25 protein-coding genes and 1 riboswitch are annotated in these 24,938 nt (G+C 73.7%); of the genes, 15 read left to right on the forward strand and 10 right to left on the reverse strand.

Features of this window, described 5'->3' with window-relative positions:
* Positions 1–163: 163 nt before the first annotated feature.
* Positions 164–1,111: an ROK family protein gene (locus ACGFSC_RS37340; RefSeq protein WP_359905868.1), complete on the reverse strand. Its 948-nt coding sequence runs from the start codon at positions 1,109–1,111 to the stop codon at positions 164–166.
* Positions 1,112–1,448: 337 nt separating this feature from the next.
* Between ACGFSC_RS37340 and ACGFSC_RS37345 the strand changes: the two genes are divergently transcribed.
* Positions 1,449–2,729, forward strand: coding sequence for an extracellular solute-binding protein (locus ACGFSC_RS37345; RefSeq protein ID WP_359905865.1), 1,281 nt, complete (start codon positions 1,449–1,451; stop codon positions 2,727–2,729).
* A gap of 55 nt (positions 2,730–2,784) precedes the next feature.
* Here ACGFSC_RS37345 and ACGFSC_RS37350 read toward each other — a convergent pair whose 3' ends face one another.
* Positions 2,785–3,135 (reverse strand): cupin domain-containing protein, encoded by a 351-nt coding sequence (locus ACGFSC_RS37350; RefSeq protein WP_359905862.1) that lies wholly within the window; start codon positions 3,133–3,135, stop codon positions 2,785–2,787.
* A gap of 93 nt (positions 3,136–3,228) precedes the next feature.
* Here ACGFSC_RS37350 and ACGFSC_RS37355 point away from each other — a divergent pair, with 93 nt between their 5' ends.
* Entirely contained in the window at positions 3,229–3,474 is a 246-nt protein-coding gene (locus ACGFSC_RS37355; protein WP_380349064.1) for a DUF3263 domain-containing protein, read from the forward strand.
* A gap of 73 nt (positions 3,475–3,547) precedes the next feature.
* Entirely contained in the window at positions 3,548–4,387 is an 840-nt protein-coding gene (gene otsB / locus ACGFSC_RS37360; RefSeq protein ID WP_359905857.1) for a trehalose-phosphatase, read from the forward strand.
* Here otsB and ACGFSC_RS37365 read toward each other — a convergent pair.
* Both ACGFSC_RS37365 and ACGFSC_RS37370 read right to left on the reverse strand, forming a co-directional pair.
* On the reverse strand, positions 4,374–5,840 hold the full coding sequence (locus ACGFSC_RS37365) for a trehalose-6-phosphate synthase (RefSeq protein ID WP_359905854.1): 1,467 nt from the start codon (positions 5,838–5,840) through the stop codon (positions 4,374–4,376). The two genes, otsB and ACGFSC_RS37365, sit on opposite strands and share 14 nt — an antisense overlap.
* A gap of 38 nt (positions 5,841–5,878) precedes the next feature.
* Positions 5,879–6,916: a glucosyl-3-phosphoglycerate synthase gene (locus ACGFSC_RS37370; protein WP_359905851.1), complete on the reverse strand. Its 1,038-nt coding sequence runs from the start codon at positions 6,914–6,916 to the stop codon at positions 5,879–5,881.
* Positions 6,917–7,027: 111 nt separating this feature from the next.
* A riboswitch (SAM riboswitch) is annotated at positions 7,028–7,164 on the forward strand.
* 16 nt (positions 7,165–7,180) lie between these two features.
* Here ACGFSC_RS37370 and thrC point away from each other — a divergent pair.
* The 6 genes from thrC (at position 7,181) to ACGFSC_RS37400 (ending at position 12,195) form a co-directional block, all read left to right on the forward strand.
* On the forward strand, positions 7,181–8,488 hold the full coding sequence (gene thrC, locus ACGFSC_RS37375) for a threonine synthase (RefSeq protein ID WP_359905848.1): 1,308 nt from the start codon (positions 7,181–7,183) through the stop codon (positions 8,486–8,488).
* A gap of 35 nt (positions 8,489–8,523) precedes the next feature.
* Complete coding sequence (locus ACGFSC_RS37380; protein WP_359905845.1) at positions 8,524–8,802, forward strand: ubiquitin-like small modifier protein 1; 279 nt, start codon at positions 8,524–8,526, stop codon at positions 8,800–8,802.
* Between the two features lie 537 nt (positions 8,803–9,339).
* The gene (locus ACGFSC_RS37385; protein ID WP_030289665.1) at positions 9,340–9,543 is read left to right on the forward strand and encodes a cold-shock protein; all 204 of its coding nucleotides are present in this window, start codon (positions 9,340–9,342) and stop codon (positions 9,541–9,543) included.
* 321 nt (positions 9,544–9,864) lie between these two features.
* Entirely contained in the window at positions 9,865–11,487 is a 1,623-nt protein-coding gene (groL, locus tag ACGFSC_RS37390; protein ID WP_359905842.1) for a chaperonin GroEL, read from the forward strand.
* Positions 11,488–11,643: 156 nt separating this feature from the next.
* Positions 11,644–12,000, forward strand: a complete 357-nt coding sequence (locus ACGFSC_RS37395; RefSeq protein WP_359905840.1) for a hypothetical protein — start codon at positions 11,644–11,646, stop codon at positions 11,998–12,000.
* Positions 12,001–12,021: 21 nt separating this feature from the next.
* Entirely contained in the window at positions 12,022–12,195 is a 174-nt protein-coding gene (locus tag ACGFSC_RS37400) for a hypothetical protein (RefSeq protein WP_359905837.1), read from the forward strand.
* Positions 12,196–12,201: 6 nt separating this feature from the next.
* On the opposite strand, the gene ACGFSC_RS37405 is transcribed toward ACGFSC_RS37400, so the two are convergent.
* Positions 12,202–12,924, reverse strand: a complete 723-nt coding sequence (locus ACGFSC_RS37405; protein ID WP_359905834.1) for a hypothetical protein — start codon at positions 12,922–12,924, stop codon at positions 12,202–12,204.
* Positions 12,925–12,990: 66 nt separating this feature from the next.
* On the opposite strand from ACGFSC_RS37405, the gene ACGFSC_RS37410 reads away from it, so the two are divergent.
* From ACGFSC_RS37410 to ACGFSC_RS37420, 3 genes are all read left to right on the forward strand, one after another.
* Positions 12,991–13,374 (forward strand): PadR family transcriptional regulator, encoded by a 384-nt coding sequence (locus ACGFSC_RS37410; protein ID WP_359905832.1) that lies wholly within the window; start codon positions 12,991–12,993, stop codon positions 13,372–13,374.
* Positions 13,371–14,351: a hypothetical protein gene (locus tag ACGFSC_RS37415; protein WP_359905829.1), complete on the forward strand. Its 981-nt coding sequence runs from the start codon at positions 13,371–13,373 to the stop codon at positions 14,349–14,351. Before ACGFSC_RS37410 ends, ACGFSC_RS37415 begins: the two co-directional genes overlap by 4 nt.
* Positions 14,352–14,439: 88 nt before the next feature.
* Complete coding sequence (locus ACGFSC_RS37420) at positions 14,440–15,126, forward strand: copper homeostasis protein CutC (RefSeq protein ID WP_359905826.1); 687 nt, start codon at positions 14,440–14,442, stop codon at positions 15,124–15,126.
* Positions 15,127–15,335: 209 nt separating this feature from the next.
* On the opposite strand, the gene ACGFSC_RS37425 is transcribed toward ACGFSC_RS37420, so the two are convergent.
* Positions 15,336–17,387 (reverse strand): AAA family ATPase, encoded by a 2,052-nt coding sequence (locus ACGFSC_RS37425; protein ID WP_359905823.1) that lies wholly within the window; start codon positions 17,385–17,387, stop codon positions 15,336–15,338.
* A 358-nt stretch (positions 17,388–17,745) separates the two neighbouring features.
* Between ACGFSC_RS37425 and ACGFSC_RS37430 the strand changes: the two genes are divergently transcribed.
* A complete protein-coding gene (locus tag ACGFSC_RS37430) occupies positions 17,746–17,907 on the forward strand; it encodes a hypothetical protein (RefSeq protein ID WP_359905820.1) in 162 nt (53 codons plus the stop codon).
* A gap of 42 nt (positions 17,908–17,949) precedes the next feature.
* On the opposite strand, the gene ACGFSC_RS37435 is transcribed toward ACGFSC_RS37430, so the two are convergent.
* Positions 17,950–19,587 carry a DNA repair helicase XPB gene (locus tag ACGFSC_RS37435; RefSeq protein WP_359905817.1) on the reverse strand — a complete coding sequence of 546 codons (1,638 nt, stop codon included), beginning with the start codon at positions 19,585–19,587 and terminating at the stop codon, positions 17,950–17,952.
* Between the two features lie 97 nt (positions 19,588–19,684).
* Positions 19,685–20,089, reverse strand: a complete 405-nt coding sequence (locus ACGFSC_RS37440; protein WP_359905814.1) for a hypothetical protein — start codon at positions 20,087–20,089, stop codon at positions 19,685–19,687.
* A gap of 107 nt (positions 20,090–20,196) precedes the next feature.
* On the opposite strand from ACGFSC_RS37440, the gene ACGFSC_RS37445 reads away from it, so the two are divergent.
* A complete protein-coding gene (locus ACGFSC_RS37445; protein ID WP_049652328.1) occupies positions 20,197–20,451 on the forward strand; it encodes a hypothetical protein in 255 nt (84 codons plus the stop codon).
* 10 nt (positions 20,452–20,461) lie between these two features.
* On the opposite strand, the gene ACGFSC_RS37450 is transcribed toward ACGFSC_RS37445, so the two are convergent.
* On the reverse strand, positions 20,462–22,963 hold the full coding sequence (locus tag ACGFSC_RS37450; protein WP_359905811.1) for a helicase C-terminal domain-containing protein: 2,502 nt from the start codon (positions 22,961–22,963) through the stop codon (positions 20,462–20,464).
* 171 nt (positions 22,964–23,134) lie between these two features.
* Here ACGFSC_RS37450 and ACGFSC_RS37455 point away from each other — a divergent pair, with 171 nt between their 5' ends.
* The gene (locus ACGFSC_RS37455) at positions 23,135–24,067 is read left to right on the forward strand and encodes a hypothetical protein (RefSeq protein WP_359905808.1); all 933 of its coding nucleotides are present in this window, start codon (positions 23,135–23,137) and stop codon (positions 24,065–24,067) included.
* A 140-nt stretch (positions 24,068–24,207) separates the two neighbouring features.
* Here the strand turns inward: ACGFSC_RS37455 and ACGFSC_RS37460 are convergent, their stop codons facing one another.
* Positions 24,208–24,843 (reverse strand): NAD(P)-binding oxidoreductase, encoded by a 636-nt coding sequence (locus ACGFSC_RS37460; RefSeq protein ID WP_359905805.1) that lies wholly within the window; start codon positions 24,841–24,843, stop codon positions 24,208–24,210.
* Positions 24,844–24,938 lie beyond the last annotated feature (95 nt).

Raw genomic sequence — 24,938 nt, forward strand, 5'->3', positions numbered from 1 at the left:
GGGACGACGGTGTACCCGGTCAGGTCGAGGTCGCCGGGTTCGGTGTCGCCGCCGAGGCCGGCGATGCGCTCGCCCCCGACGGCGAGGCGGTCGCCGTCGACGACGCCGCCGGGCAGGACCAGGCGGGCGCCGGCCAGGGTGATGCGGTCACGGTCCGCGGTGGTCACGCGGTCACCTCCATGGTGAGCAGATCCCAGGCGAGCAGGCCCGCGCCCAGGGACGCGGCGGTGTCTTTGAGCATGGCGGGTACGACCTTCGGGGGCATCTGGAAGGTCAGTCGCTCGGTGACGGCCGCGCGCAGCGGAGTGAAGAGCGTGTCGCCGGCCTCGGCCAGCCCGCCGCCGACGATCACCGTGGACGGGTCGAGCAGGCTCTGGGCCAGCACGATGCCGTCCGCGAGGGCGTCGACGGCCTGCTGCCAGACCGCGAGGGCGCGGTCGTCCCCGGCGTCCACCGCGGCGGCGCAGGATGCCGCGTCGGCGTCGGGGTCGCCGCTGGCCTCGGCCCAGGCGCGGGAGACGGCGGAGGCGGAGGCCAGTGTCTCCAGGCAGCCGCGGGCGCCGCAGCCGCACGGCGGTCCGCCCGGGCGGACCACGACGTGGCCGATCTCGCCGCCGTAGCCGTGCGCGCCCGCCTCGATCCGGTCGCCGATGCCGATCGCGCCGGCGATGCCGGTGCCGAGGGCGATGAACAGGAAGCGGTCGACGCCGCGGCCGGCTCCGAGTCGGCCCTCGGCCAGGCCGCCGGAGCGCACGTCGTGGCCGAGGGCCACCGGCATCGGGCCGCCGTCCGGTCCGGCCAGGCGCTCGCCGAGGAGCTTGCGCAGCGGGAGGTCGCGCCAGCCGAGGTTGGCGGAGAAGACCGCGATGCCGTTCTTCTCGTCGATCGTGCCCGGGACGGCGACGCCGGCCGCGAGCGGGGCGACGCCGAAGCGGCTGCGGCCCTCGTCCGCCAGGTCGGCGGCGAAGTCGAGGATGGCGGCGACGACGGCGTCCGTGCCGTGCTCCCGCCCGGTCGGTCGGCGTGCTTCGAACAGCACGGAGCCGTCCTGGGCGAGCAGCGCGGCCTTCATGCCGGTGCCGCCTACATCGAGTGCGATGACGTGCTTCACGGAGGACAGTTTCCCTTGGGCGGGTAGAAGAGGTCTAGTCCAGTTGTCGGATTGGTCTGGTCCATACTGGGTGAGCTTTGTCGCAGCTGCGGGGGTGTGCGGGGCTTTGCGCCCGGGGGCGGGGCCGGGTGCCGAACGGGATGTGCGGGGTGGGGGCGGGGGTTTTGTTGCGCATTGTGCAATGACTCCGCGCACTTCGATAACTACCGGGGCGACCCCGGTCGGTGGTGTGGACCGGTGGTCGGCGGGTTTGGCAGTGTTGCGCCTCCCCCCGCCGGATTTCCCCCGATCCGGTCGACGTACATCCACGTTCATCCCCCCGAAGGCGGTACCCGCGTTGAACAGGCGCGTCCACGTTCCCACCCGTGTGCTCGGCGGTGCGCTGGCCGGAGCACTGGTCCTCACCGCGGTCAGTGCCTGCGGCGGGCAGGACGACGGACCGGTCACCCTCAGGCTGGTCGCCGCCGACTACGGGGAGAGCCCCGAGACGAGCTCCCAGCACTACTGGGACACCGTCGCCAGGGACTTCGAGGCCGCGAACCCCGGGATCAAGGTCAGCGTCGAGGTGGACAGCTGGACCGAGATCGGCAAGAAGGTCGAGGACATGATCGCGGCCGGCAAGTCGCCGGACCTGCTCCAGACCGGCGGCTTCGCGGACCAGGTCGCGGCGGACCGGCTCTACCCGGCCTCCGACGTGCTCTCGGTGGACACCCAGGCCAGGTTCCTGGACACCTTCGCCCACGCCGGGCAGGTGCTCGGGACGCAGTACGGCATCCCGTTCGTCTCCTCGTCGCGGGTGCTCTTCTACAACAAGGCGATGTTCCGGCAGGCCGGGATCACCCAGCCGCCCGCCACCTGGAACGAACTGCGGCAGGACGCGGAGAAGATCAAGGCCAAGGTGCCGGGGGTGACCCCGTACGGGCTGCCGCTGGGGCCGGAGGAGGCGCCGGCCGAATCGATGCTGTGGACGCTGAGCGGCGGCGGCAGCATCTCCGACGACGTCGGCAACTACACCATCGACAGCGCCCAGAACCAGGCGACCTTCGGCTGGCTGAAGAGCAACCTGGTGAGCACCGGGCTGACGTACCCGGACCCGGGCAGGATGAACCGCACCCCGGTGTTCCAGGACTTCGCCGCCGGGAAGGTCGCGATGCTGAACGGGCACCCGACGCTGCTGCGGATGGCGACCGCCGGGAAGATCGACTTCGGGACGGCGCCGATCCCCAAGAAGGACGGCGTCGGGCGGACCGGGAGCCTCGGGGTCGCCGACTGGATGATGGCGTTCAAGGCGAACGGGCACAAGAACGAGATCAAGAAGTTCCTGTCCTTCGTCTACGGCAAGGACAACCAGCTGAAGTTCGACGAGCAGTACAACCTCCTGCCGGTCACCCAGGACGCCTTCGCCCAGATGTCGTCGGACCCCAAGCACGAGGACCTCAAGCAGTTCGCGGTCGGGCTGGCCAACGCGAGCTTCTACCCGTTCGGCGACCCGGCCTGGGGCGAGGTCAGCAACGGGATCAAGGCGGGGATCGGGCAGGCCGTCACCGGGGACCCCAAGCAGGTGCTCGGGGGCCTGCAGGACGCGGCGGTGAAGGAAGCGGCCAAGGTCCGCAAGTAGGACCGGGGGCAGGGGCGGGGCCGGGACCCGCCCCGGCCCCGCTGGGGGTGCTGCTTCAGGGGAGCGTGATGGCGTAGGCCTTGCGGAGGGTCTCGTGGACCGTCCAGGTGGTGCGGTCGCCCTCGCGCAGGACCGCGCAGTCGCCGGGGCCGACCTCCAGGGTCGGGCCGCCCTCGATCTCGATGGTGGCCCGGCCGCTGAGCACCACGAACATCTCGTCCGCCTCCACGTCGGTGACCACACCGGGGGTGATCTGCCAGAGACCGCGCAGGTGGCGGCCGTCGGCCGACTCGGACAGCACCTTGCCGGTGACCTCGGGGGAACCGGAGACGACCTGGGACGGGTCCAGCGGGTCGGGGTCGAGGTCGGCGGTGGGGACGTGCAGGGCGAAGCTGGGCGTGGTCATGGGGGTGACGGTAGCCGGGCGCGGGGAGCGGTGGGGCGAGCAGGGTGTGTCGGGGTTGCGCGCGAGAATGACACTCCGTAGCGGTGGACGGAGGTGGTTCCGGTGGGCGAACCGGGTGGGCTGAGTGAGCGGGAGCGGGCGGTGCTGGCGCTGGAAGGGCGGCAGTGGCGTACGGCGGGGGCCAAGGAGCGGGCGATCCGGGAGGAGCTGGGGCTCTCCTCGACGCGGTACTACCAGGTGCTGAACGCTCTGCTGGACCGGGAGGCGGCGTTGGCGCACGCGCCGGTGCTGGTGAATCGGTTGCGGCGGATTCGGGAGGCCCGGCGGGGGGCCCGGTGACGGGACGGCTCCAGGGAGGACGGCCGGGCGCCGGGTGGGTGCGGAGGGGGCGGTCCGGGGTAGGGGCTTCGGTATGGGTTTTGAAGAGATGTTCGTGCCGGGGACCGAGGCCGGCCGGGACGGGGTGCGGGCCGTCCTGGCGGCGCCCGGGGACGCCGTGATCGGGTTGGACTTCGACGGGACCTTGGCGCCGATCGTGGCGGATCCGGGGCGGGCGCGGGCGCATCCGGGGGTGGTGGGAGCTCTGCGGCGGCTGGGCTCGGTGGTGGGGGCCGTGGTGGTGGTGACGGGCCGGCCGGCCGCGGTGGCGGTGGAGTACGGGGGGTTCGCGGGGCTGCCGGGGGTGGTGGTGCTGGGGCACTACGGGGCCGAGCGGTGGGAGGACGGGAAGCTCTCGGCGCCGGAGGCGCATCCGGGGGTGGCGCGGGTGCGGGACGTGCTGCCGGTGGTGCTGGAGCGGGTCGGGGCGCCCGAGGGGACGTGGGTGGAGGACAAGGGGCGGTCGGTGGCCGTGCACACCCGGCGGACGGCGGCGCCCGAGGAGGCGCTGCAGCTGCTGCGGGCGCCGGTGGGGGACCTGGCGGCCGAGCACGGGCTGGTGGTGGAGCCCGGGCGGCTGGTGCTGGAGCTGCGGCCGCCGGGGGTGGACAAGGGGGCGGCGCTGACCGGGTTCCTGCGGGAGCGGGGGGCCCGTGCGGTGCTCTACGCGGGGGACGACCTGGGGGACGTGGCGGCCTTCGCCGCGGTGGAGAAGCTGCGGGGCGAGGGCGTGGCCGGGGTGCTGGTGTGCGCCGGTGCGGTGGGGGACGCGCCGGTGCGGGAGCTGGCCGACCGGGCGGATCTGGTGGTCGCCGGGCCGGAGGGGGTGGTGGAGCTGCTGGGGGCTCTCGGGGAGGCGCTCACAGGGCGTTGAGCTGGTCCAGGAACCACTGCTGCGGGGGGAGCGCGGTGGCCGCCGCGGCCAGGCGCCCGGTGCGGTCGGCGCGCTCCTTCGGGTCCATGGTGAGAGCGGCGTGGAGGGCGTCGGCGGTGGCGATGACGTCGTAGGGGTTGACGGTGAGGGCGTCGTCCTTGAGTTCGGCGTGGGCGCCGGCCTCGCGGGAGAGGACGAGGGCGCAGCCGTTGTCGGAGACCACCGGGACCTCCTTGGCGACCAGGTTCATGCCGTCGCGGATGGGGTTGACCAGGGCGACGTCGGCCAGGCGGTAGGCGGCGAGCGAGCGCGGGAAGTCGTCGTCGACGTGGAGGAGCAGCGGCTGCCAGGCGGGGGTGGCGAATTCGGCGTTGATCTCGTCGGCGAGGCGCTGCACGGTGGCCGTGTAGTCGCGGTACTCGGCCAGGTCGGTGCGGGAGGGGTAGGCGAAGGCGATGTGCACCACCCGGTCGTGCCACTCGGGGCGGGTGCGGAGCAGGTGCCGGTAGGCCTGGAGGCCGCGGACGATGTTCTTGCTCAGCTCGGTGCGGTCGACCCGGACGATGGTGCGGCGGTCGCCGACGGTCCGGCGGAGGGCGGCGAGGCGTTCGTCGACGTCGGGGCGGTGGGCGCGCTCGCGCAGGAAGCCGGCGTCGGCGCCGAGGGCGTGGACGCCGAGGCCCGTGGTGCGGCCGTCGAGGGTGACGGTGAGCGCGTCGTGGTCGACGGTCGCGTCCAGGAGGTCCTCGCAGCAGGCGGCGAAGGCGCGGGCCCAGCGCTCGGTCAGGAAGCCGGCCCGGTCGGCGCCCAGGATGCCGGTGAGGACGGCCCGGGCGACGTCGTCGGGCAGCATCCGGTAGTACTCGGGCGGGGCCCAGGGGGTGTGCGAGAAGTGGCCGATCCGCAGGTCGGGGCGGGCCGCCCGGAGCAGGGCCGGGACCAGGGAGAGGTGGTAGTCCTGGACGAGGACCGCGGCGTTCGGGGCGGCCTCGGCGGCCAGGGCCTCGGCGAAGGCCTCGTTGTACGCCCGGTAGGCGGCCCACTCGGTGCGGAAGCCGGCGTCGAAGGCGGGTGCCGTGGGGGTCGCGTAGAGCAGGTGGTGGACGAACCACAGGGTGGAGTTGGCGACGCCGTTGTAGGCGCGGGCGAAGGTCTGCGGGTCGATGTCCAGCATCCGTACGGCCTGGCCGCCGACCTCGTGGCCGGCCAGGTCGAGGCGGCCCCGCGGCGCCTCGGCGGCGGCTCTGCGGTCGGCGTCGTTGAGGGCGGCGCAGACCCAGACGGCGTTCGGGTCCGCGATGGCGGAGAGGCCGGAGACCAGTCCGCCGCCGCCGCGGCGCAGGGTCAGCGTGCCGTCGTCGGCGGTGCTGAAGGACACCGGTCCCCGGTTGGAGGCAACCAGGACGGGGGCGGTGCCGGTCGCGCTCGAACGGTTGGTCGTGAGATCGCCCATGGTTGGGATGTTGCCGGGGGTTCGGGGCGGCAAACCCCTCAATGACGGGTCGCGTATTCGGGGACGGTGTGCATCGGGGGGCGTTCCAGGGCGGTCACCGGGTGGGTGTGGGCGGTGAAGGCGCGGGTTTCCGGGTCGCGGGTGAACTGGGTGAGCTGGGGGTGGACGAGGTCGGCGGAGGCCTTGAGGCGGTGGGTGCGGTCGAGGCGTTCCAGGGCGGTCCGGTAGATGGTGGCGGCCATCCGGCCGAGGGCCTGGCCGTCCTGGTGGCGGTGGTGCCGGACGCCGACGTCCACCTGGGCCAGGGCGTCCAGGCCGGCCAGTTCCAGGGCGTCGACCAGCAGGCCGAGTTCGACGCCGTAGCCGGTGGGGAAGGGCAGCCGTTCGAGCAGTGAGCGGCGGGCCGCGTACTCGCCGCCGAGGGGCTGGACGAAACCGGCGAGTTCCGGCCAGTGGAGGTTGAGCAGGGGCCGGGCGACGAGTTCGGTGACCCGGCCGCCGCCGGCGGGCAGGACGGCGCCCTCGGATTCCAGCGGGCGGTCGTACATGGCCTTGACCAGCTGGATGGACTCGTCGGTCAGCAGCGGGCCGAGGATGCCGGAGACGAGGGACGGGTCGAATTCGCGCAGGTCGGCGTCGACGAAGCAGACGATGTCGCCGCGGGTGACCAGCAGCGAGCGCCAGAGCACCTCGCCCTTGCCGGGGACGGCGGGCAGCCGGGGCAGGACGGCGTCGCGGTGCTCGACCCGGGCGCCGGCCTCGGCGGCGACGGCGGCGGTGGCGTCGGTGGAGCCCGAGTCGACGACGACGAGTTCGTCGACGAGCGGGAGGCGTTCCATCAGCTCGCGGCGGATGGTGCGGACGATGTCGCCGACGGTGGCCTCCTCGTCCAGGGCGGGGAGGACCACGCTGACGGTGCGGCCGGTGCGTTCCTTGGCGGCGAGGAGGGTGCGGACCGGCCGGTCGGCCGCGCTCCAGGAGCGGCGGCGCAGCCAGGACGCCGCCTGCGGGAGGAGCTCGGGAATCGGTTCGGCGGGCACGGAGGTCTCCTCGGCGGGGTCGGTGGGACGGGTCATCTCGCGTGGCGGACGGACCCGTTCAGGATTGACGCCTTCGGATACAGTCTTCGTACAGCGGTCGGACCTTTGCACGCCGGGGTCGCCGTTGAGCATCACCACAATTTCACAAGCTCATCCAGAGGGACTGAGGGAACGGCCCGTTGACGTCCCGGCAACCTTCCCGCGCGGCTGTCTGTCGACAGGCCCCGGCGGGACAGGTGCCAATTCCGGCCTGTGGCGCGACCGTGCCACGGGGAAGATGAGGAGAGAGGCCTCGCCATCATGGCTATCGACACCGCCGCACCCTCCCCCAGCCTTCGGCCGGGGGGACCCCCGCCCGTCGACCTCGGCCCCGCCGCCGCGCTGTCCTGTCGCGAGTGCGGCACCCGCTTCCCGCTCGGCCCCAGCTTCGCCTGCCTGGAGTGCTTCGGCCCGCTGGAGATCGCCTACGAGTTCGGCAGCGAGGGCGCCGAGGAGCTGCGCAAGCGGATCGAGGCCGGTCCGGCGTCCATCTGGCGGTACGCGCCGCTGCTGCCGGTTCCGGCCGACGTGGCGTCGAAGCCCAATCTGAACCCGGGGTGGACCCCGCTGGTGAAGGCGGACAACCTGGGCCGGGAGCTCGGTTTCACCGCCCAGCTGCACGTCAAGGACGACTCCGGGAACCCGACGCACTCGTTCAAGGACCGGGTGGTCGCCTGCGCGATCGAGGCGGCCCGGGCGTTCGGGTACACCACGCTGTCCTGCTCCTCCACCGGCAACCTGGCCGGCGCGGTGGGGGCGGCGGCGGCCCGGGCCGGGTTCCGGTCCTGCGTGTTCATCCCGCACGACCTGGAGCAGGGCAAGGTCGTCATGGCCGGGGTGTACGGCGGCGAGCTGGTCGGCATCGAGGGCAACTACGACGACGTGAACCGCTTCTGCTCGGAGCTGATCGGCGATTCGGCCGGCGAGGGCTGGGGCTTCGTCAACGTGAACCTGCGGCCGTACTACGGCGAGGGTTCCAAGACGCTGGCGTACGAGATCTGCGAGCAGCTCGGTTGGCGGCTGCCGGAGCAGATCGTGATCCCGATCGCCTCGGGCTCGCAGCTGACGAAGATCGACAAGGGCCTCCAGGAGCTGATCAGGCTCGGCCTGGTCGAGGACCGGCCGTACCGGATCTTCGGTGCCCAGGCCGAGGGCTGCTCGCCGGTGTCGGCCGCGTTCAAGGCCGGCCGGGACGTGATCAAGCCGGTCAAGCCGGACACCATCGCCAAGTCGCTGGCGATCGGCAACCCGGCCGACGGCCCGTACGTGCTGGACATCGCCCGCCGCACCGGTGGCGCGGTGGAGGACGTCACGGACGCCGAGGTCGTGGCGGCGATCCGGCTGCTGGCGCGGACCGAGGGCATCTTCGCCGAGACCGCGGGCGGGGTGACCGTCGGCGTGCTGAAGAAGCTGGTCGAGACCGGGCAGCTGGATCCGGCCAAGGAGACCGTCGCGATCAACACCGGCGACGGCCTGAAGACCCTGGACGCCGTCTCCGACGCCGGGATGACCGCCGTCATCCGCCCGACGCTGGACTCGTTCCGCGCCGCCGGCCTCGCGTCCGCCTGAACCACCCGATCGGCCCCGCCCCCGCAAGGAGAGTCATGAGCGCCAACGTCCGCATTCCCACCATCCTCCGCACCTACACCGACGGTGCCGCCGTGGTGACCGCCGAGGGTGCCACCCTGGCCGAGGTCGTCGCCGACCTGGAGAAGAACCACCCGGGCATCTCGGCCCGCATCCTGGACGACACCGGCAAGCTGCGCCGCTTCGTGAACGTCTACGTGAACGACGACGACGTGCGTTTCGCCGAGGGCCTGGCGACCGAGATCGAGGACGGCGCCGGCATCTCGATCATCCCGGCGGTGGCCGGCGGCTGCTGAGCCTTCGCGACCAACCCGCGGTCGCCCGCGCGTACGGAATTCCGTTTCCCGTATGCGCGGGCGACCGCTGGCATTCCGGCCGGAATATTTCCCGGTCGAGTCGGAGTAGAGTGTGGCTCGGTTGGGAACAGGGTTTCCCTTTCGGCCCCCGCAGTGCTCGGCCCGGGGGCGTCCGGCCGGCGGGACCGGCCCGTGAAACATGTCAGGCGGATGTCAGAATTCCCGCGGACATTTGAGTAATTCGTCCGCTATGTCCGGCGTGAAATGCCGAGATTATTCCGATTCGGCCCGTCCTGTCCCTTGACATCGAGGCGGAATTACCGGTGGCTGGCCCTGTTGCAGAGGGCGTCGATCCGGATACATTCAGCGGCGGTCGACGCAATCACCCGCTCGCCGGAAGCCGCCTGGCGTCCTGCACGGAGGGTTGCGGCGTGCACGGCTGCGCCCAGGGGGGGTTCCCCGGGCCGGCCTTCAACCAACCCGGGCCCGCGACCTGCGGGCGCGTGAAGGGCCAGCACAGCACTAGGGGAGTTCGGAATGGCTCAGGGCACCGTCAAGTGGTTCAACGCGGAGAAGGGCTACGGCTTCATCGCGGTCGACGGTGGTGCGGACGTCTTCGTCCACTACAGCGCGATCCAGATGGACGGCTACCGCACCCTCGAGGAGGGCCAGCGGGTCGAGTTCGAGATCTCTCAGGGACAGAAGGGCCCGCAGGCGGACATGGTCCGCGCCGCGGTCTGACCCCTTCCGACCCCAGGAGCTCGGCGCGGCCCTGCGGCTGGTGACCTCTCGCTTCTCGACGGGCCCGTGCGACTCGTGTCGCACGGGCCCGTCGGCGTTCCCGGGCGGCCCCGGCGGCGGCTCGCGGATTGCCGATTGGGCTTGCACTCGCCCACCCGGAGTGCTAATCATTGGCGTTAGCACTCACAGTGTGAGAGTGACAGCGGACCGGGTCGGTGAGGCCCCCGGGAGCGGAGGGAATGGACCTCCGCGCACCAGGGCCGTCCGTCGCGGGCACCCCTTGGTCCGAGCAGTCGACCGTGTCCCGGAGGACCACTTCTGATGGCCAAGATCATCGCCTTTGATGAGGAAGCTCGCCGCGGCCTTGAGCGTGGCATGAACCAGCTCGCCGACGCGGTGAAGGTCACGCTCGGCCCCAAGGGCCGCAACGTCGTGCTGGAGAAGAAGTGGGGCGCCCCCACGATCACCAACGACGGTGTCTCCATCGCCAAGGAGATCGAGCTCGAGGACCCGTACGAGAAGATCGGTGCGGAGCTCGTCAAGGAGGTCGCCAAGAAGACGGACGACGTCGCGGGTGACGGCACCACCACCGCCACCGTGCTCGCCCAGGCCCTGGTTCGCGAGGGTCTGCGCAACGTCGCCGCCGGCGCCAACCCGATGGCCCTGAAGCGCGGCATCGAGAAGGCCGTCGCCGCCGTCTCGGACCAGCTGCTGGCCCAGGCCAAGGACGTGGAGACCAAGGAGCAGATCGCCTCCACCGCCTCCATCTCGGCCGCCGACACCCAGATCGGCGAGCTGATCGCCGAGGCCATGGACAAGGTCGGCAAGGAAGGCGTCATCACCGTCGAGGAGAGCAACACCTTCGGTCTGGAGCTCGAGCTCACCGAGGGCATGCGCTTCGACAAGGGCTACATCTCCGCCTACTTCGCCACCGACCTGGAGCGCATGGAGGCGACGTTCGAGGACCCGTACATCCTCATCGCCAACTCCAAGATCGGCTCGGTCAAGGACCTGCTCCCGCTGCTGGAGAAGGTCATGCAGAGCGGCAAGCCGCTGGTCATCATCGCCGAGGACGTCGAGGGCGAGGCCCTGTCGACCCTGGTCGTGAACAAGATCCGTGGCACCTTCAAGTCCGTCGCCGTCAAGGCCCCGGGCTTCGGTGACCGCCGCAAGGCCATGCTCGGCGACATCGCCATCCTCACCGGTGGCACCGTCATCTCCGAGGAGGTCGGCCTCAAGCTGGAGAACGCCGGCATCGACCTGCTGGGCACCGCCCGCAAGGTGGTCATCACCAAGGACGAGACCACCATCGTCGACGGTGGCGGCGACAGCGAGCAGGTCGCGGGCCGCGTCAACCAGATCCGCGCCGAGATCGAGAACAGCGACTCGGACTACGACCGCGAGAAGCTCCAGGAGCGCCTCGCCAAGCTGGCCGGCGGCGTGGCCGTCATCAAGGCCGGCGCGGCCACCGAGGTGGAGCTCAAGGAGCGCAAGCACCGCATCGAGGACGCCGTCCGCAACGCCAAGGCCGCCGTCGAGGAGGGCATCGTCGCCGGTGGTGGCGTCGCCCTGCTGCAGGCCGGTGTCGCCTTCGACAAGCTGGAGCTGGACGGCGACGAGGCCACCGGTGCCAACATCGTCAAGGTCGCGCTGGAGGCCCCGATCAAGCAGATCGCGACCAACGCCGGCCTGGAGGGTGGCGTCGTGGTGGAGAAGGTGCGCAACCTCCCCGCCGGTCACGGCCTGAACGCGGCCACCAACACCTACGTCGACCTGATCGCCGAGGGCATCATCGACCCGGCCAAGGTCACCCGCTCCGCGCTGCAGAACGCCGCCTCCATCGCGGCGCTGTTCCTCACCACCGAGGCCGTCATCGCCGACAAGCCGGAGAAGGCCGCCGCGGCCGCCGGCGGCGGCATGCCGGGCGGTGACATGGACTTCTGATCCTGATCGCTTCGATCGGATCGGTTGGACCTCGTCCGTGTGGGCGGTTCCCTTCGGGGGGCCGCCCACACGGCGTTTCGGCGGTCCGGGTGTTCCGGGTGTTCCGGGTGTTCCGGGCGTTTCGGCGTTCCGGACGTGTCGACGGAGAATGGACGGATGGCTGCTGACGACATCGAGACCGCCCTGCACAACGCGCGGGCACTGATCCTGGCCGACCTCACCGCGCGGGACGTGGCGGACGCCGCCGTCGTCTCGCTGGTGGAACAGGCCGTGACGCACCGCCGCTGGTGGCTGGAGCAGTGGCCGGACGGCACCGAGTACGTGCTCGGGCTGGTCGCCCAGGACGTCCAGGACGCGCTGCTGGAGGCGTACGGGCGCTGGCCGCTGTGCGCCGACTGCGCGGCCGACGGGGACCCGCACGCCCTCGGCGTGGAGCCCGAGCTGGGGCCGGACCCGCACTGGGTGTGCGGCAAGCAGGGCGCGGTGGTGGCACCCGTGGGGAAGCTCGCGTAGACCCGTGCGTACGGTGGCGGCATGAGGCGCTGGGTGTGGGGTGCGGTGGGCGGGTGCTGCGGGCTCGGGCTCCGGTGGGCCGCGGTGGAGCTGTCGGGGGCCGGCCAGGACGCGTGGTGGGCCGTGGTGGGTCGCCTGCCCGCGGTGCCGGCGGGGATGGCCGCCGCGGACCGGGTGCTCGCGCGGCGGGGCTGACGGGCGTCAGAGGGCGCCGAGTTCGGCCGTCAGATTGGTCCGCGCGGCGGCCGTGAAGCGCTCGCGGGCGGCGGGGGTGCGGTAGAGCGCGGGCAGGGCGAGCAGATGGCGCAGGACGGCGGCCCGGCCGGCCGAGAAGTCCGGCGCGGGGACGAAGCCGTACTCCTCGCGGACGGCGGCCGCGTACGCCGCGTACGCCTCGGGGCTGCCGCCGAGGACGGCGAGGTCCGCGTCGCAGAGCACCTCGCCGTTGCGGTCGCCGGGCGCCGGGTCGTGGCCGACGGTGAGCAGCACGAGGCGCTCGACCTCGGCGACCCGCTCGGCGGGCAGTCCGGCGGCGGTCAGCGCGCGGACGGCCAGGGCGGCGCTGCGCTCCTCGTTCTCGGTGCGGTCGGGGCGGTAGACGGCGTCGTGGAACCAGGCCGCGAGCCGGACGGCCTCCGGGTCGTCGGCGTGCCCGGCCAGCTCGTCGACGTGTTCCAGCACGGCGTGCAGGTGGGTGACGGTGTGGTAGCGGCGCTGCGGCTCCGACCAGCGGCGCAGCAGCTCCCGGCCGTACGGTTCGGGCTCGACGGCGGCCCCGCAGCGGGTCAGCAGCGCGGTCCAGGCGGCGAGCAGGCCTTCGGTGAGCGGGCCTTCGCCGAGCGGCCGGTGCCCGGGGGTGGACGGTCGGTGCCCGGCGGACTGCCGGTGCGCGGCGGCGGACGGGTCGTGCTCGGTGGTCGGCATGGCGACCATTGTGGCGGCCCGGCCGGGCGCTGGACCTATAGGTAGGTTGACGATATATGTAGTCGTATGACTGAACGCTCCATGCAGGAGCCCACGCTGCTGCTGCTCACCGCGCTGGCCGATGCCCCGCGGCACGGCTACGCGCTCATCCAGGAGATCGCCGCGATCTCCGACGGCCGGGTCAGGATGCGCACCGGCACGCTCTACGGGGCGCTCGACCGGCTGCTGGGCCAGGGCCTGATCGAGGTCGCCGCCGAGGAGGTGGTGGACGGCCGCGCCCGGCGCAGCTACGCGCTGACCCGGGCCGGCCGGGACGCGCTGGCCGCCGAGGCGGAGCGGCTGCGGGCGGTGGCCACCGAGGCCGAGCGCCGGCTCAGCAGGATCCGGTCGATGCTGCCGGGCAAGGCCGGGTCGCAGGGGCGGCCCGCGGCGGGGGGAGGCCTCTCATGAGCACGCCGGCGATCGGCGCGGCGCCCTCGGCGGTGCTGCGGGCCGCGCTCCAGCTCTACCCGGAGCGGTACCGCCGCGAGCGCGGCGAGGAACTGGCCGAGGTGTTCGCCGACACGACCGCGGCCGGCGGCCGGCTGGCGGTCGCCCGGGAGGTCCTCGGCCTGGCGGTGTACGGGCTGCGGGTGCGGCTCGGACTGACCGGGGCCTCGCCGGCCGGGCGGCTGCTGGCGCTGCTCGCGCCGATGCTCGCCGGGGCGGTGGCCGGGGCGGCGCTGGCGGCCTGGCTGACCACGGCGGACCGGGTCGCCAACCGGTTCGCCTGGGACGACTCGTTCGGGACCCGGTTCGCGATGTTCTGCCCGCCGGTGGCCGCCGCGCTGCTGGTGGTGGCGGCCCTCCTGGGACGGTGGGCGGCGGTGCGGGGCAGCGCGCTGATCCTGGGCGCGTCGGCGCTGTACGAGCTGGGGGGTGCCGTGTGGCACGACCTGGCGGACGCCGCGCTGTACCCCGGATTCGACCTGTGGTGGAGCGGCTACATCGGGATGGCCACGCTGCCGTTCGTCGGGGCCGCGCTGCTGCTGGTCGCGGCGCCGACCGACCTGCTGCCCCGGGCGACCTGGCGCACGGGCGGCCTGGTGCTGGCCTCGGTGGCGGTGGGCGCACTGCTGGAGGCGGCCCAGAACTGGGACGACACCAACTTCCCGCTGGACCTGGGGTGGGTCGTGGTGATGCTGATCGTGCCGCTGCTGCTGACCCTCGCCGGGCTGCGCGGGCGGATGGCGCCGGCGGCGGCGGGGGCGGCGGTGCTGGTGCTGACCGGCCCCGGCTGCCTGTTCAACATCTGGCGCGAGTCCCGCGGGGTGTCGCACCTGCTCCCGGTGGCGGCGCCGACGGTGGCCGTGCTGCTGCTGGTGGCGGTCGCGGTGCACCGGTTCGGGCGGCGGGAGGCGGTCGGGGCGGTCCAGCGGCCGGCCTGACCGGGAGGAGCGGGGAGGCCGTTTCCGGGTGACCGGAACGGCCTCCTCGGAGTTTCCGGGGGCGGACGGATGTGGCAGGCTGTCGAATATGTCTAGACCAATTTTCGAAGTCATCGCGCTGACGCCCCAGGACGCCCAGGCCGCCGAGTCGGGCGGCGCCGACCGGCTCGAACTGGTCACCGACATGGCCGCCGACGGGCTCACCCCGTCCGTCGAGGACTTCGGCCGGATCCGGGCCGCCGTCCGCATCCCGCTGCGGGTCATGCTGCGGATCCGGGACGGCTTCGCCCCCGGCGACGTGGACGGGCTGTGCGCCCGGGCCGCCGCGCTGCGGGCCGAGGGGGCCGAGGAGTTCGTCCTCGGCTTCCTCGACGCCGACGGCGCCGTCGACCTGGCCGCCACCACGGCCGTCGCCGGGGCGATCGCCGACTGCCGCTGGACCTTCCACCGGGCCATCGACCACAGCGCCGACCGGGCCGCCCTGCGGGCCGCCGTCGGCGGGCTGCCCGGCCTGGACACCTTCCTCACCTCCGGCGCGGCCGCCGGGGTGGACGCCGGGCGCGAGGTGCTGTCGGCCGAGCTGGCCCGGGCCGGCGAGCCCGGCTACCGGCAGCGGATCCTGATCGGCGGCGGCCTGCGGGCCGAACACCTGAAGGAGCTGCGGGCGGAGGGCTTCGACGCCTTCCACGTCGGCGGCGCGGTGCGGGTCGACGGCTGGCGGACACCGGTGGACGCGGCCAAGGTCGCCGAGTGGCGGGCGCTGATCGACGCCTGAGCGCCCGCGGCGGGCGCCGTACCGCGCGCCCGTGCCGAGCGCCGCGCTGAGAGCCCGTGCCGAGTGCCGCGTCGGGAGCCCGTGCCGAGCGCCGCGCTGAGAGCCCGTGCCGAGTGCCGCGTCGGGAGCCCGTGCCGAGCGCCCGCGGTGGCCGGCCGCGGGCGGCCACCGGGCGAGAGGGCCGGTCCCCGGACCGGCCCTCTCGCGCGCTACCGCAGCTGCTCCGGCAGCGGCTCGCCGTGCAGCACCGTCAGCCCGGAGACGGCGCGGGTCAGCGCCACGTACAGCCGCCGCAGGCCGGTCCGCTCGTCCGGCTCCCCGGCGATCACCGCGGCCGGCTCGTCCAGCACCACGTAGTCGTACTCCAGGCCCTTGGCCAGCGAGGCCGGGACGAGGGTGAGCCGGGCGTCCGCGCTGGTCTCGGCGCCGGGGGAGAGGTGCGGCAGGCCCGCGGCGGTCAGCGCCTCGGCGAGCCGCGGGATGCGGGCGTCGGCCGCGATCAGGCCGGTCGAGCCCTCGTGCCCCAGCGCCTCCCGGCAGGCCGCCAGGACCGCCTCCGTGGTGTCCTCGTCGGCGACCCGGCGGATCGTCAGCGAGCCCGGGGCCTCGCGGACCGAGGAGGCCGGGGCCAGGCCGGGGGCGATCGCCGGGAGCAGCCGGGAGGCGTACGCGATGACCTCCTCCGGCACCCGGAAGCCCTTGGTCAGCTCCTCGATGTGCGCCTCCGGCTTGCCCAGGTGGCGCAGCGCCTCCGGCCAGCTCGCCGTCGCCCACGGGGTGGTGCCCTGGGCGAGGTCGCCGAGGACGGTCGCCGAGCCGGTGGTGCAGCGCCGGCCCACCGCGCGGTACTGCATCGGGGAGAGGTCCTGGGCCTCGTCCAGCACCACGTGCCCCAGCGAGGGGGTGCGCTGCACCAGGTCGGTCGCCTCGTCCACCAGGACGGCGTCGGCCGCCGTCCAGCGGGCGGTCCGCACCGAGCGGTCGGGCTTGGGCCGGAGCACCGCCTGCTGCTCCTCCGGCGTCAGCACGCCCTCGGCGCACGCGGCCAGGAACTCCGGCTCGCAGAGCAGCCGCAGGACGACCTTCGCCGGATCCACGGCCGGCCAGCACTCCTTGACCACCGCCTTGACGGCGCTGTTGCGGGCCACCGCGTCCTGCACCCGGTCGTCCGGGGCCTCGCCGCCCTGCTCCATCTTCAGCAGCACGGCGTGCGCGATGCGCTGCGGGAGGGCGTCCCGCGCCGCGCCGTAACGGACCTCACGGCCCTTCAACTCCTCGATGATCTCGGCCAGTTCGTACACCGGCACGCGCCAGCGGCGGGAACCGCGGACCACCACGCAGGGCTCGGTGGGCAGGGTGATGCCCGAGCGCACCGCCCGGCGCAGCACCTCGGCCATCCGGGCGTCGCCCTTCAGCCGGGCCGCCCGCGGGTCGTCCTCGCCCCTCACCTCGACGTGCCCGACCAGCTGCTGCACGGTGGCCTGGGCGACGTCCAGCTCGCCGAGGGCCGGGAGCACCTGCTCGATGTAGGACAGGAAGGCGTTGTTCGGCCCGATCACCAGGGTGCCGGTGCGGGCGAGGCGCTCGCGGTGCGCGTACAGCAGGTAGGCGACGCGGTGCAGGCCGACGGCGGTCTTCCCGGTGCCGGGCGCCCCCTGGACGCAGATGGTGCCCGTGATGTCGGAGCGGACGATCTCGTCCTGCTCCGGCTGGATGGTGGCGACGATGTCGCGCATCGGGCCGACGCGGGGCTTCTCGATCTCGGCGGCCAGCAGGGCGGAGGCGGTGTCGTCCTCGGCCGGATCGCTGAGGTGCTCGTCCTCGTAGGCGGTGAGCTCGCCGCCGGTGTAGCCGAAGCGGCGGCGGCGCTCGACGTCCATCGGCGCGGTGCGGCTGGCCCGGTAGAACGGCTGGGAGACCGGCGCGCGCCAGTCGATCACCATCGGGTCGCCGTCGGCGTCGTGGACGTGCCGGCGGCCGATGTAGAAGTTCTCTCCGCCTCCGCCCTCGCTCAGTTCCTCGCTGATCGCGTGGAGGTAGTCGAGGCGGCCGAAGAACAGCGGGGTGTGCGAGAGGTCGGCCAGTGCGGCGATCCTGGCCTCGATCTGGTTCTGGAGCACGAGGGCGGTGACCCAGGTGCCGGTCACGTCGCGGATGTCGAGCGACTCGACGTCCTCGCGCATGGCGCGCAGCGCGGCCCGGGACGCGGCCAGGTGGTCGCGTTCGCGCTGGAGGGGGTCGGTGATGGGGGTGGCGGGCACAGCGAACCTTCCCGGCTGCCCCGGTGGCGGGCGCAGCGGATCGTAGGAGCTCACGGTGGGCACGCCGACCGGTTGCCGTGCGGTCGGCACCTCCCCCGGCTGCCTGCGGGACTTCAGCAGGTACCACGGTTCGGGAGGGGGCAGACGGACGATCCTAGACCCGTCCGCCCGGCGGTTCCAGCCCGGCGGCTCCCGGGGCGGGCCCCTGCGGCGTCTGGGGGTTCCTCCCCACGGTGTCTCGGGGTTCCTCCCTGCGGGGCGTCGGGGGCCGCCGTACACCGGCAGGACGACCCGTGCACCTGCGGATACGGCCTTTGGAGTGATGCCGTCGGCCGTCCGGGTGCCTACCGTTGAAGACATGAGCACCACGAACCGCATCCCCCGATCCGGCCCGGCCGGCGCCACCGCCGTCTCCGGGCGTCACCGCAATCCGCTGAGCACCGTCGTGCGCAACGTCGGCATCGCCCTGGACACCGCCGCGCGCGTGATCTTCCTCGGGCGCGACGGTGTCCGGTACTGAACGCGACGGTGACCGGTACGGAACCGGTGCCGGACAGCCGTCCTACAGCACGTCGTCCGCGTCGATGATCCGGTACGCGTAGCCCTGCTCGGCCAGGAAGCGCTGCCGGTGGGCGGCGAAGTCCTGGTCCACGGTGTCGCGGGCGACCACCGAGTAGAAGTGCGCCGCGTGGCCGTCCGCCTTCGGGCGCAGCACCCGGCCGAGGCGCTGGGCCTCCTCCTGGCGGGAGCCGAAGGTCCCGGAGACCTGGATGGCCACGGTGGCCTCGGGCAGGTCGATCGAGAAGTTCGCGACCTTGGAGACCACCAGGACGCCGATCTCCTTGTTCCGGAAGGCGTCGAAGAGCTTCTCGCGCTGGGCGTTGCTGGTCTCGCCCTTGATCACCGGGGCGTCCAGGGCCTCGCCGAGCTCGTCCAGCTGGTCGATGTACTGGCCGATGATCAGCGTCTGGTCCTTCTCGTGCTTCCTGACCAGCGCCTCCACCACCCGCCGCTTGGTCGCCGTGGTGGCGCAGAAGCGGTAGCGCTCCTCCGGCTCGGCGGTCGCGTAGGCGAGCCGCTCGGAGTCGGTCAGGGTGACCCGCACCTCGCAGCAGTTGGCGGGCGCGATGTAGCCCTGGGCCTCGATCTCCTTCCACGGCGCGTCGAAGCGCTTGGGGCCGATCAGGCTGAACACGTCGCCCTCGCGGCCGTCCTCGCGCACCAGCGTGGCGGTCAGGCCGAGCCGGCGGCGGGCCTGGAGGTCGGCGGTGAACTTGAACACCGGCGCGGGCAGCAGGTGCACCTCGTCGTAGACGACCAGGCCCCAGTTGCGGGCGTCGAACAGCTCCAGGTGGGCGTAGACGCCCTTCCGCTTGGTCGTCATCACCTGGTAGGTGGCGATGGTGACCGGGCGGATCTCCTTCTTCGTCCCGCTGTACTCGCCGATCTCGTCCTCGGTGAGCGAGGTGCGCTTGACCAGCTCGTGCTTCCACTGGCGGGCCGAGACGGTGTTGGTGACCAGGATCAGCGTGGTCGACTTGGCGTGCGCCATCGCGGCCGCGCCGACCAGCGTCTTGCCGGCGCCGCAGGGCAGCACGACCACGCCCGAGCCGCCGTGCCAGAAGCCCTCGACGGCCTGCGCCTGGTACGGGCGCAGCTGCCAGCCGTCCTCGTCCAGGTCGATCGGGTGCGCCTCGCCGTCCACGTAGCCGGCGAAGTCCTCGGCGGGCCAGCCGAGTTTGAGCAGCACCTGCTTGATCTGCCCGCGCTCGGAGGGGTGCACCACCACGGTGTCGGGGTCGACCCGGGCGCCGACCAGCGGGACGATCTTCTTCGAGCGCAGCACCTCCTCCAGCACCGGCCGGTCGGTGGTGGTGAGCACCAGCCCGTGGGTCGGGTGCTTGAGCAGCTGGAGGCGGCCGTACCGGCCCATGGTGTCCGCCACGTCCACCAGCAGCGCGTGCGGCACCGGGTAGCGCGAGTACGTCACCAGGGCGTCCACCACCTGCTCGGCGTCGTGCCCGGCCGCCCGCGCGTTCCACAGGCCGAGCGGCGTCACCCGGTACGTGTGCACGTGCTCGGGCGCCCGCTCCAGCTCGGCGAACGGCGCGATGGCGCGACGGCAGTCGCCGGCCTTGGGGTGATCGATCTCCAGGAGAAGAGTTTTGTCGCTCTGGACGATGAGCGGTCCGTCGTTCACGCGGGGAAGCCCTCCACTGGCTGACAGGGTGGATTGACGCAGACCCTCCAGTGTCGCGCATTCCGCCGGGAGCGTGGGCGGGCCCGGTTCCGGGCGGCTACTTCCACTCGTAGAACTTGCCGGTGATCTTGCCTCCGGCGTCCGTCTCGAACTCGAAGACGCCGACGACGCCGTTGAGGCGCTCCAGGGCGGGCGAGGCGGTGGAGAAGAAGATCGCGCCGCGGAAGCTGGTGCCTCCGCCGTCGGTGAAGTGGCCGATGCCGCTGCCGTGCCAGCCGACGCCCTGGCCGTCGGCGGTCATGTCGACGCCCTGGCCCTCGCCGAACAGGGAGCCGTCGGAGCGCAGTTCGGATTCGTAGGTGGCGATGGTGCTGACGGCGGTGCCGTAGTAGCTGCCGGTGCCCTTGATGGACACCTCGACGACCGGGTGCCCGTCTCCGGCGGAGAGGACGCGTCGGCCGGTCTCCTCGGCCTGGATCTCACCGATCAATTCGCCGAGCATGGTGGGTGCCTCCTTGTCGGAATCCCCTGCTTCCGGACTACGCCGATGGGACCGGCCCGTCAATTACTTCGAGTGACCACGGTGCGTACTCGCTCGTTGAGCTGGCCATGAAGAAGTCGAAGCGTGTTCTCACCGCCCTCGCCCTGATGGGCTCGGCCTTCGCGGCCACCGCCTCCTCGGCCGGTTCGGCCCACGCCCTCGCGGGCATCGGCGAGGGGCCCGGCGGCCTGCTCGCGGCGCCCGGGTTCCTGCTGGCGGACACCGTCACCGGGGGCTCGATGCCGGTCGGGCAGGGGCAGATCGGCAGCCTGGCGGACAAGGCCGTCCAGGACAAGATGAAGGAGGCGCAGCAGGGGCACTGAGGCCCCGGACTCACTCGTCGAGTTCCGCGACGCCGGTGATGCGGTGCAGGGCGAAGGTGCGGAGTTCGTCGGCGTGGTGGTCGAAGGCGGTGACGAAGCCGCCTTCGACCTTGACCGGGTCGATGATGCGCTGGCTGGCGATGCCCTCGGCGTTGAGGTAGCCGATCCACATGCGCTCGCCGAGCAGGACGGCCGTCTGCAGGGCGGCCAGCGTCTCGGCGGCGGCGGTGCGGGGGAGCCGGCGCGGGTCGGAGGCGGGATCGCGGCGGGTGGCGGTGGCCGCGCGGTCGCCGGCCCGGATGGCCTTGATGGCGGCCGCGAGCAGGGTGTCGTCGGGCGCGGGCGGGCCGTCGGGGACGGGCACGGGGGCCGTCCGGGGCGGGGTGCGGTGGCTGTCCGGGCGGGTGATCAGCACGTCGCCCTCGGCGGATTCGGCGGCCGGTGCGTAGCCCATGGTGCGCAGGGCCGCGAGCAGCACGTCCGGGGCGGCCTGGGAGGCGAGGACGGTGGGGGCGAGCAGCCGCAGCCGCAGGTCGGCGGAGCGGCGGTCGGCGAGCACCTCGCCGAGCAGGGACGGGTCGTCGCAGCGCAGGTAGGAGGAGGCGGCGCCGACCCGCAGGACGCCGTGCCGGCGGGCGACGTCGTCGATCAGGTAGGCGAGCGGCTGCGGGACGGGCGTGCGGCTGTGCTGCTCCAGGAAGGACCGCAGGTCGGTGGCGGTGCGGCCGGCGTCGAGGGCGCGGCGCACCGAGGCCGGGGTGAAGCGGTAGACGGTGGCGCCGCCCTTGGACTCGATGTCGGCGCACAGGGCGAGGGCCTGGGCGAGCGGGGTGAGCAGCGGGCCGGGGGCGATCGCGGTGAGGTCCGGCTGGAGGATCACGTGGTCCAGCGGCTGGGGGAGCAGCGGGGCGAGCACCTCGGCCGGGTCGGACTCGGCGGTGAGCAGGGCGCGGGCGGGGGCGGCCAGGGCGCCGCGGCCGGTGATGCCGAGGAGTTCGGCCTCGTCGAGGGTCCAGGCGGTGAGCTCGTCGCGCAGTTCGCGGCCGTCCGGGCCGGTGGGGCCGCCGCGCAGCGGGCGCTGCCAGCGCAGGGTGGGCAGCAGTTCCTCGGCGGTGGCCGGGGTGCCCGGCGGGAGTTCCGCGAGCAGGGCGAGGGCGGCGCGGCGGACGGAGGGGGCGAGGGTGCGGTCGAGTTCGGGGCCGAGGGCGGCGCGCGGCTTGCCCCGGCCGTCCGCGGTGCCGGTGAGGGCGGGGACGCGGGTGGCGGCGAGCCAGGCGGAGGCCAGCACGGACCAGCGCTCGGCGGTGTCCAGGTGCAGCCAGGTGTCGTACCCCGGGGTGGGGGCCCAGCGTTCGTCCACCTCGCCGTCGGGGGCCAGCAGCCCCGCGGTGTAGGCGAGTTCGAGCCAGAAGGCGGTCTGCCGCTCGGTGCTCTCCAGGGCCTGGGCGGTGCGCTTGAGGTCGCGCACGCCGAGGCCGCCGGCGCGCAGGGTCAGCGGCGGGGTGAGGCCCCAGCCGTCCAGCAGTTCCTCGACGGTCTTGACCGCGGTGTGCGCCTGGCCGGCCGCGGCGCCGTCCACGGCCCGGGGGTCGCGCGGGGCGGCGGCGGGCGCGGGCTCGGGCTGGACCGGCTCGACGGTGCGGTGGGTGCGGCCGCCGCGCAGGTGCAGGGCGAGTTCGCGGGGCAGCACGACGCTGCCGGGACTGTTGGGCAGCAGCAGACCGCGGGCGAGCAGCCACTCGACCGGGCTCTGGGCGTCCTCGGCGGTGACCGGGCGGGCGGCGTCCGGGACGGTGCCGGTGGGCGGGCCCCAGACCAGCCGTTCCAGCAGCCGTCGCGCGGCCTCGGGCGCGGTGTCGAGCAGTGCCGCGCAGCGGGTGCGGTCGGTGAGCAGTGCGGTGAGCGCGGCGACGGCGCTGACCGGGTCCGGGGTGGCGGGCTGCCCGGCGGAGGCGAGCAGCTGTTGCAGCCGGGCCGGGGACATGCCGATGGTGGCGTCGGCGAGGGTGGGGCCGAGGCCGGTGCGGCCCGGGTTGCCGGTGGTCGGGGCGAGCGCCTCGCGGACGGCGAGGACCAGCCGCAGCCCGTTGTCCGGGCCCCAGAGCAGCGCCCGGTCGCGCAGGGCGGCGATCGCGCGCGGCAGGGCGGTGGCGACGGCGGACCGGTCGGCGGGGGTGAGCGGGGTCGCGCCGGGGTGCGGCTTGACCTTCGCCGGGCCGGTCAGCAGCGTGCGGACGGTGCTCAGCGAGGTGCCGTCCGGGGCGGTGGCCAGCGCCTCGGCGACCTGGAGGGTGAAGCGGTCGAGCCGCTCCAGGGCGCGCAGCGCGGAGGCGCGCGAGGAGAGCCGGGCGGACAGCTGGGTGAGGTCGCCGGGGACGGGGTTCAGCAGGTCGGGGCGGGAGCGGAGCAGGGCGGCGAGCGCGTCGTCCGGACGGGCGCGCAGTTCCTCGGCGAGGGTGCGCGGGCCGGTGGCGGACCTGCTCCGGCGTTGAGGGCCCTGCTGTGTGGTCATTCGACCTAGGTTAGTCGGGCGCGGGGACGACGGGGTGTCCCTCGGCCCGCCGCACCCGCGGCGCACCGCAGGACCCGCGGACGGACTCGCGCGGGCGGGGGCGGGGTGGGTAGCGTCACGCCGAGGGCGGTTCGGTGGGCGGCCGGTACGGGCGAGGCGGGGTGGTCGGTGATGACGGACGGCGAGTGGTGGCGCAAGAGCGGGCCGTGGAGCGAGCGTTCGGGCGGCGGCCCGGAGGCCGACGCGGGCTCCGGTTCCGGCGGCGCCGCGGAGGCTCCGTCCGCCTCCTCCTCCGCTCCCGTCCCCGCCCCGGGGCCCGTGCCGGACTTCGACCCCGACAGCGTGTACGACCCGCCGGCGCCGAGCGCGGCCGGCATCCCGTCCGTACCGCTGGACCCGCCGGACCTGGCCACCGCCGAGGCGCGGGCGCACGCGATCCCGCCGCCCACGGTGTCGAGCACCGGCCCGTGGACGATGACCCTCTTCGACTTCTCGGACGGGCCGCGGCCAGCGCCGAAGCCCATCCCCGAGCAGCGCACCGGGGAGGAGGCCGAGCCCGCGCCGGAACCGGCGGTGCCCGCCGCGGACCTGAAGAAGAAGCGGCGCAGGGGCCGGATCGAGCAGGCCCCGGCGGCGGCCGCCGCCCCTGCCGGGAAGACCGCGGGCAAAGCGAAGGGGAAGGCGAAGGCGAAGGGCAAGGGTCAGGGACAGGGCCAGGAGGCGCAGAAGGACGCGCCCGCCCGCAAGCCCTCCCCGCTGATCCTGCTCTCCTGCGGCCTGCTGGTCGGCGGCGCGGTCTCCGGCTTCTTCCCGGCCATGCTGGCCGGCTGGGGCCTCGGCTACCTGTCCCGCCAGATCTCCGACCTGATGCGCAAGTTCGTGATCCTCGGCATTCCGCTGGTCACGATGAGCGCGACCACCCTCTACTCCATGCGGCAGGCCAAACAGGCCGGGGGGCAGGGCGGCGGCCTCCAGTCGGGCTCGCCGCTGGGCCAGATCAGCTGGTCGTCGGCCCCGAACGTGCTGCGGCTGGCCGCGGTGCTGTCGGCGGTGGTCCTGCTGCTGCTCGCCGTGCGCCGCCGCCCGCCGCAGCAGCAGGGCTGAGCCGGGGGCGGGCGGGGGCGGCCGCCGGGTGACGGCCGTTCGCGGCTCGGCGGCTCCGTGGTTCGTGCGCTCACGGCTCGTGCGCTCATGGCCCGTGCGCTCACGGCCCGGGTGACGCGGCCGCCGCGGCGGGCCGGGCGTCAGTCGTCGGCGAGGTGGACGAGGCGGTGGAAGGTCGCCGGGTCGCCGAGGTGGCCGACGATCCAGTGCGCGACGGTGGCGCGGGTGGCGGTGCCGGCGCGGGGAAGCGGCCGGTCGTAGGAGATCTGCGGGCCCACGGACGGCGGTCCGTCCTTGAGCATCGGCACCCGGACGACCGTCCAGGCGGTGTCGGAGCCGGCGAGCACCGCCTCCATCCGGGCGAGGTCGTGATGGATCTCCCGGTACAGCCGGTCGACCACCAGCCTGCTCACGACCCGCTGGGCGAACGGGAGCCGGCTGGTGTCCAGGCCCGCCGAGCTCATCGTCACCAGGTGCCGGACGCCGCCGTCCCGGACCGCCGCGGTCAGCTCCCGGGCGCCGTCGGAGAAGACGGTGGTGGCCCCGCGGCCGGTGCTGCCGAGGGTGGCGACGACGGCGTCCTGGCCGTTCAACGGGCCGTGCAGGGAGCCGGGTTCGCCGACGTCGGCCCGCGCGGTGAGCGCGCTGCCGTGCGTGTGCGCCGGTAGCCGGGCGGGGTCGCGGGCGACGGCGGTGACGGTGTGTCCGGCCGCCAGTGCGAGGTCGACCACCAGGCGGCCGGTGCGTCCGGTGGCGCCCACGACTGCGATCCTCATCGGTTCCTCCTCAGGATTCCGGGACTCGGACGGTCCGGGGTCGGTGCTTGTCATTCATTCAGACGGACTGTATGAATGAAACCAAGTGAACCACA

Source organism: Kitasatospora sp. NPDC048715, from assembly GCF_043198905.1.
GTDB lineage: Bacteria > Actinomycetota > Actinomycetes > Streptomycetales > Streptomycetaceae > Kitasatospora > Kitasatospora lactacystinica.

Bases quoted from the DNA above. Each gene is read 5' to 3' on its own strand.
- ACGFSC_RS37455 (WP_359905808.1), top strand. From the start codon at position 23,135: ATGACGGACGGCGAGTGGTGGCGCAAGAGCGGGCCGTGGAGCGAGCGT.
- ACGFSC_RS37380 (WP_359905845.1), top strand. From the start codon at position 8,524: ATGAGCGCCAACGTCCGCATTCCCACCATCCTCCGCACCTACACCGAC.
- ACGFSC_RS37420 (WP_359905826.1), top strand. From the start codon at position 14,440: ATGTCTAGACCAATTTTCGAAGTCATCGCGCTGACGCCCCAGGACGCC.
- groL (WP_359905842.1), top strand. From the start codon at position 9,865: ATGGCCAAGATCATCGCCTTTGATGAGGAAGCTCGCCGCGGCCTTGAG.
- ACGFSC_RS37415 (WP_359905829.1), top strand. From the start codon at position 13,371: ATGAGCACGCCGGCGATCGGCGCGGCGCCCTCGGCGGTGCTGCGGGCC.
- ACGFSC_RS37350 (WP_359905862.1), bottom strand. From the start codon at position 3,135: ATGACCACGCCCAGCTTCGCCCTGCACGTCCCCACCGCCGACCTCGAC.
- ACGFSC_RS37430 (WP_359905820.1), top strand. From the start codon at position 17,746: ATGAGCACCACGAACCGCATCCCCCGATCCGGCCCGGCCGGCGCCACC.
- ACGFSC_RS37440 (WP_359905814.1), bottom strand. From the start codon at position 20,089: ATGCTCGGCGAATTGATCGGTGAGATCCAGGCCGAGGAGACCGGCCGA.
- ACGFSC_RS37460 (WP_359905805.1), bottom strand. From the start codon at position 24,843: ATGAGGATCGCAGTCGTGGGCGCCACCGGACGCACCGGCCGCCTGGTG.
- ACGFSC_RS37445 (WP_049652328.1), top strand. From the start codon at position 20,197: ATGAAGAAGTCGAAGCGTGTTCTCACCGCCCTCGCCCTGATGGGCTCG.
- ACGFSC_RS37365 (WP_359905854.1), bottom strand. From the start codon at position 5,840: ATGGGCGATCTCACGACCAACCGTTCGAGCGCGACCGGCACCGCCCCC.
- ACGFSC_RS37385 (WP_030289665.1), top strand. From the start codon at position 9,340: ATGGCTCAGGGCACCGTCAAGTGGTTCAACGCGGAGAAGGGCTACGGC.
- otsB (WP_359905857.1), top strand. From the start codon at position 3,548: ATGGGTTTTGAAGAGATGTTCGTGCCGGGGACCGAGGCCGGCCGGGAC.
- ACGFSC_RS37405 (WP_359905834.1), bottom strand. From the start codon at position 12,924: ATGCCGACCACCGAGCACGACCCGTCCGCCGCCGCGCACCGGCAGTCC.
- ACGFSC_RS37395 (WP_359905840.1), top strand. From the start codon at position 11,644: ATGGCTGCTGACGACATCGAGACCGCCCTGCACAACGCGCGGGCACTG.
- ACGFSC_RS37370 (WP_359905851.1), bottom strand. From the start codon at position 6,916: ATGACCCGTCCCACCGACCCCGCCGAGGAGACCTCCGTGCCCGCCGAA.
- thrC (WP_359905848.1), top strand. From the start codon at position 7,181: ATGGCTATCGACACCGCCGCACCCTCCCCCAGCCTTCGGCCGGGGGGA.
- ACGFSC_RS37410 (WP_359905832.1), top strand. From the start codon at position 12,991: ATGACTGAACGCTCCATGCAGGAGCCCACGCTGCTGCTGCTCACCGCG.
- ACGFSC_RS37450 (WP_359905811.1), bottom strand. From the start codon at position 22,963: ATGACCACACAGCAGGGCCCTCAACGCCGGAGCAGGTCCGCCACCGGC.
- ACGFSC_RS37400 (WP_359905837.1), top strand. From the start codon at position 12,022: ATGAGGCGCTGGGTGTGGGGTGCGGTGGGCGGGTGCTGCGGGCTCGGG.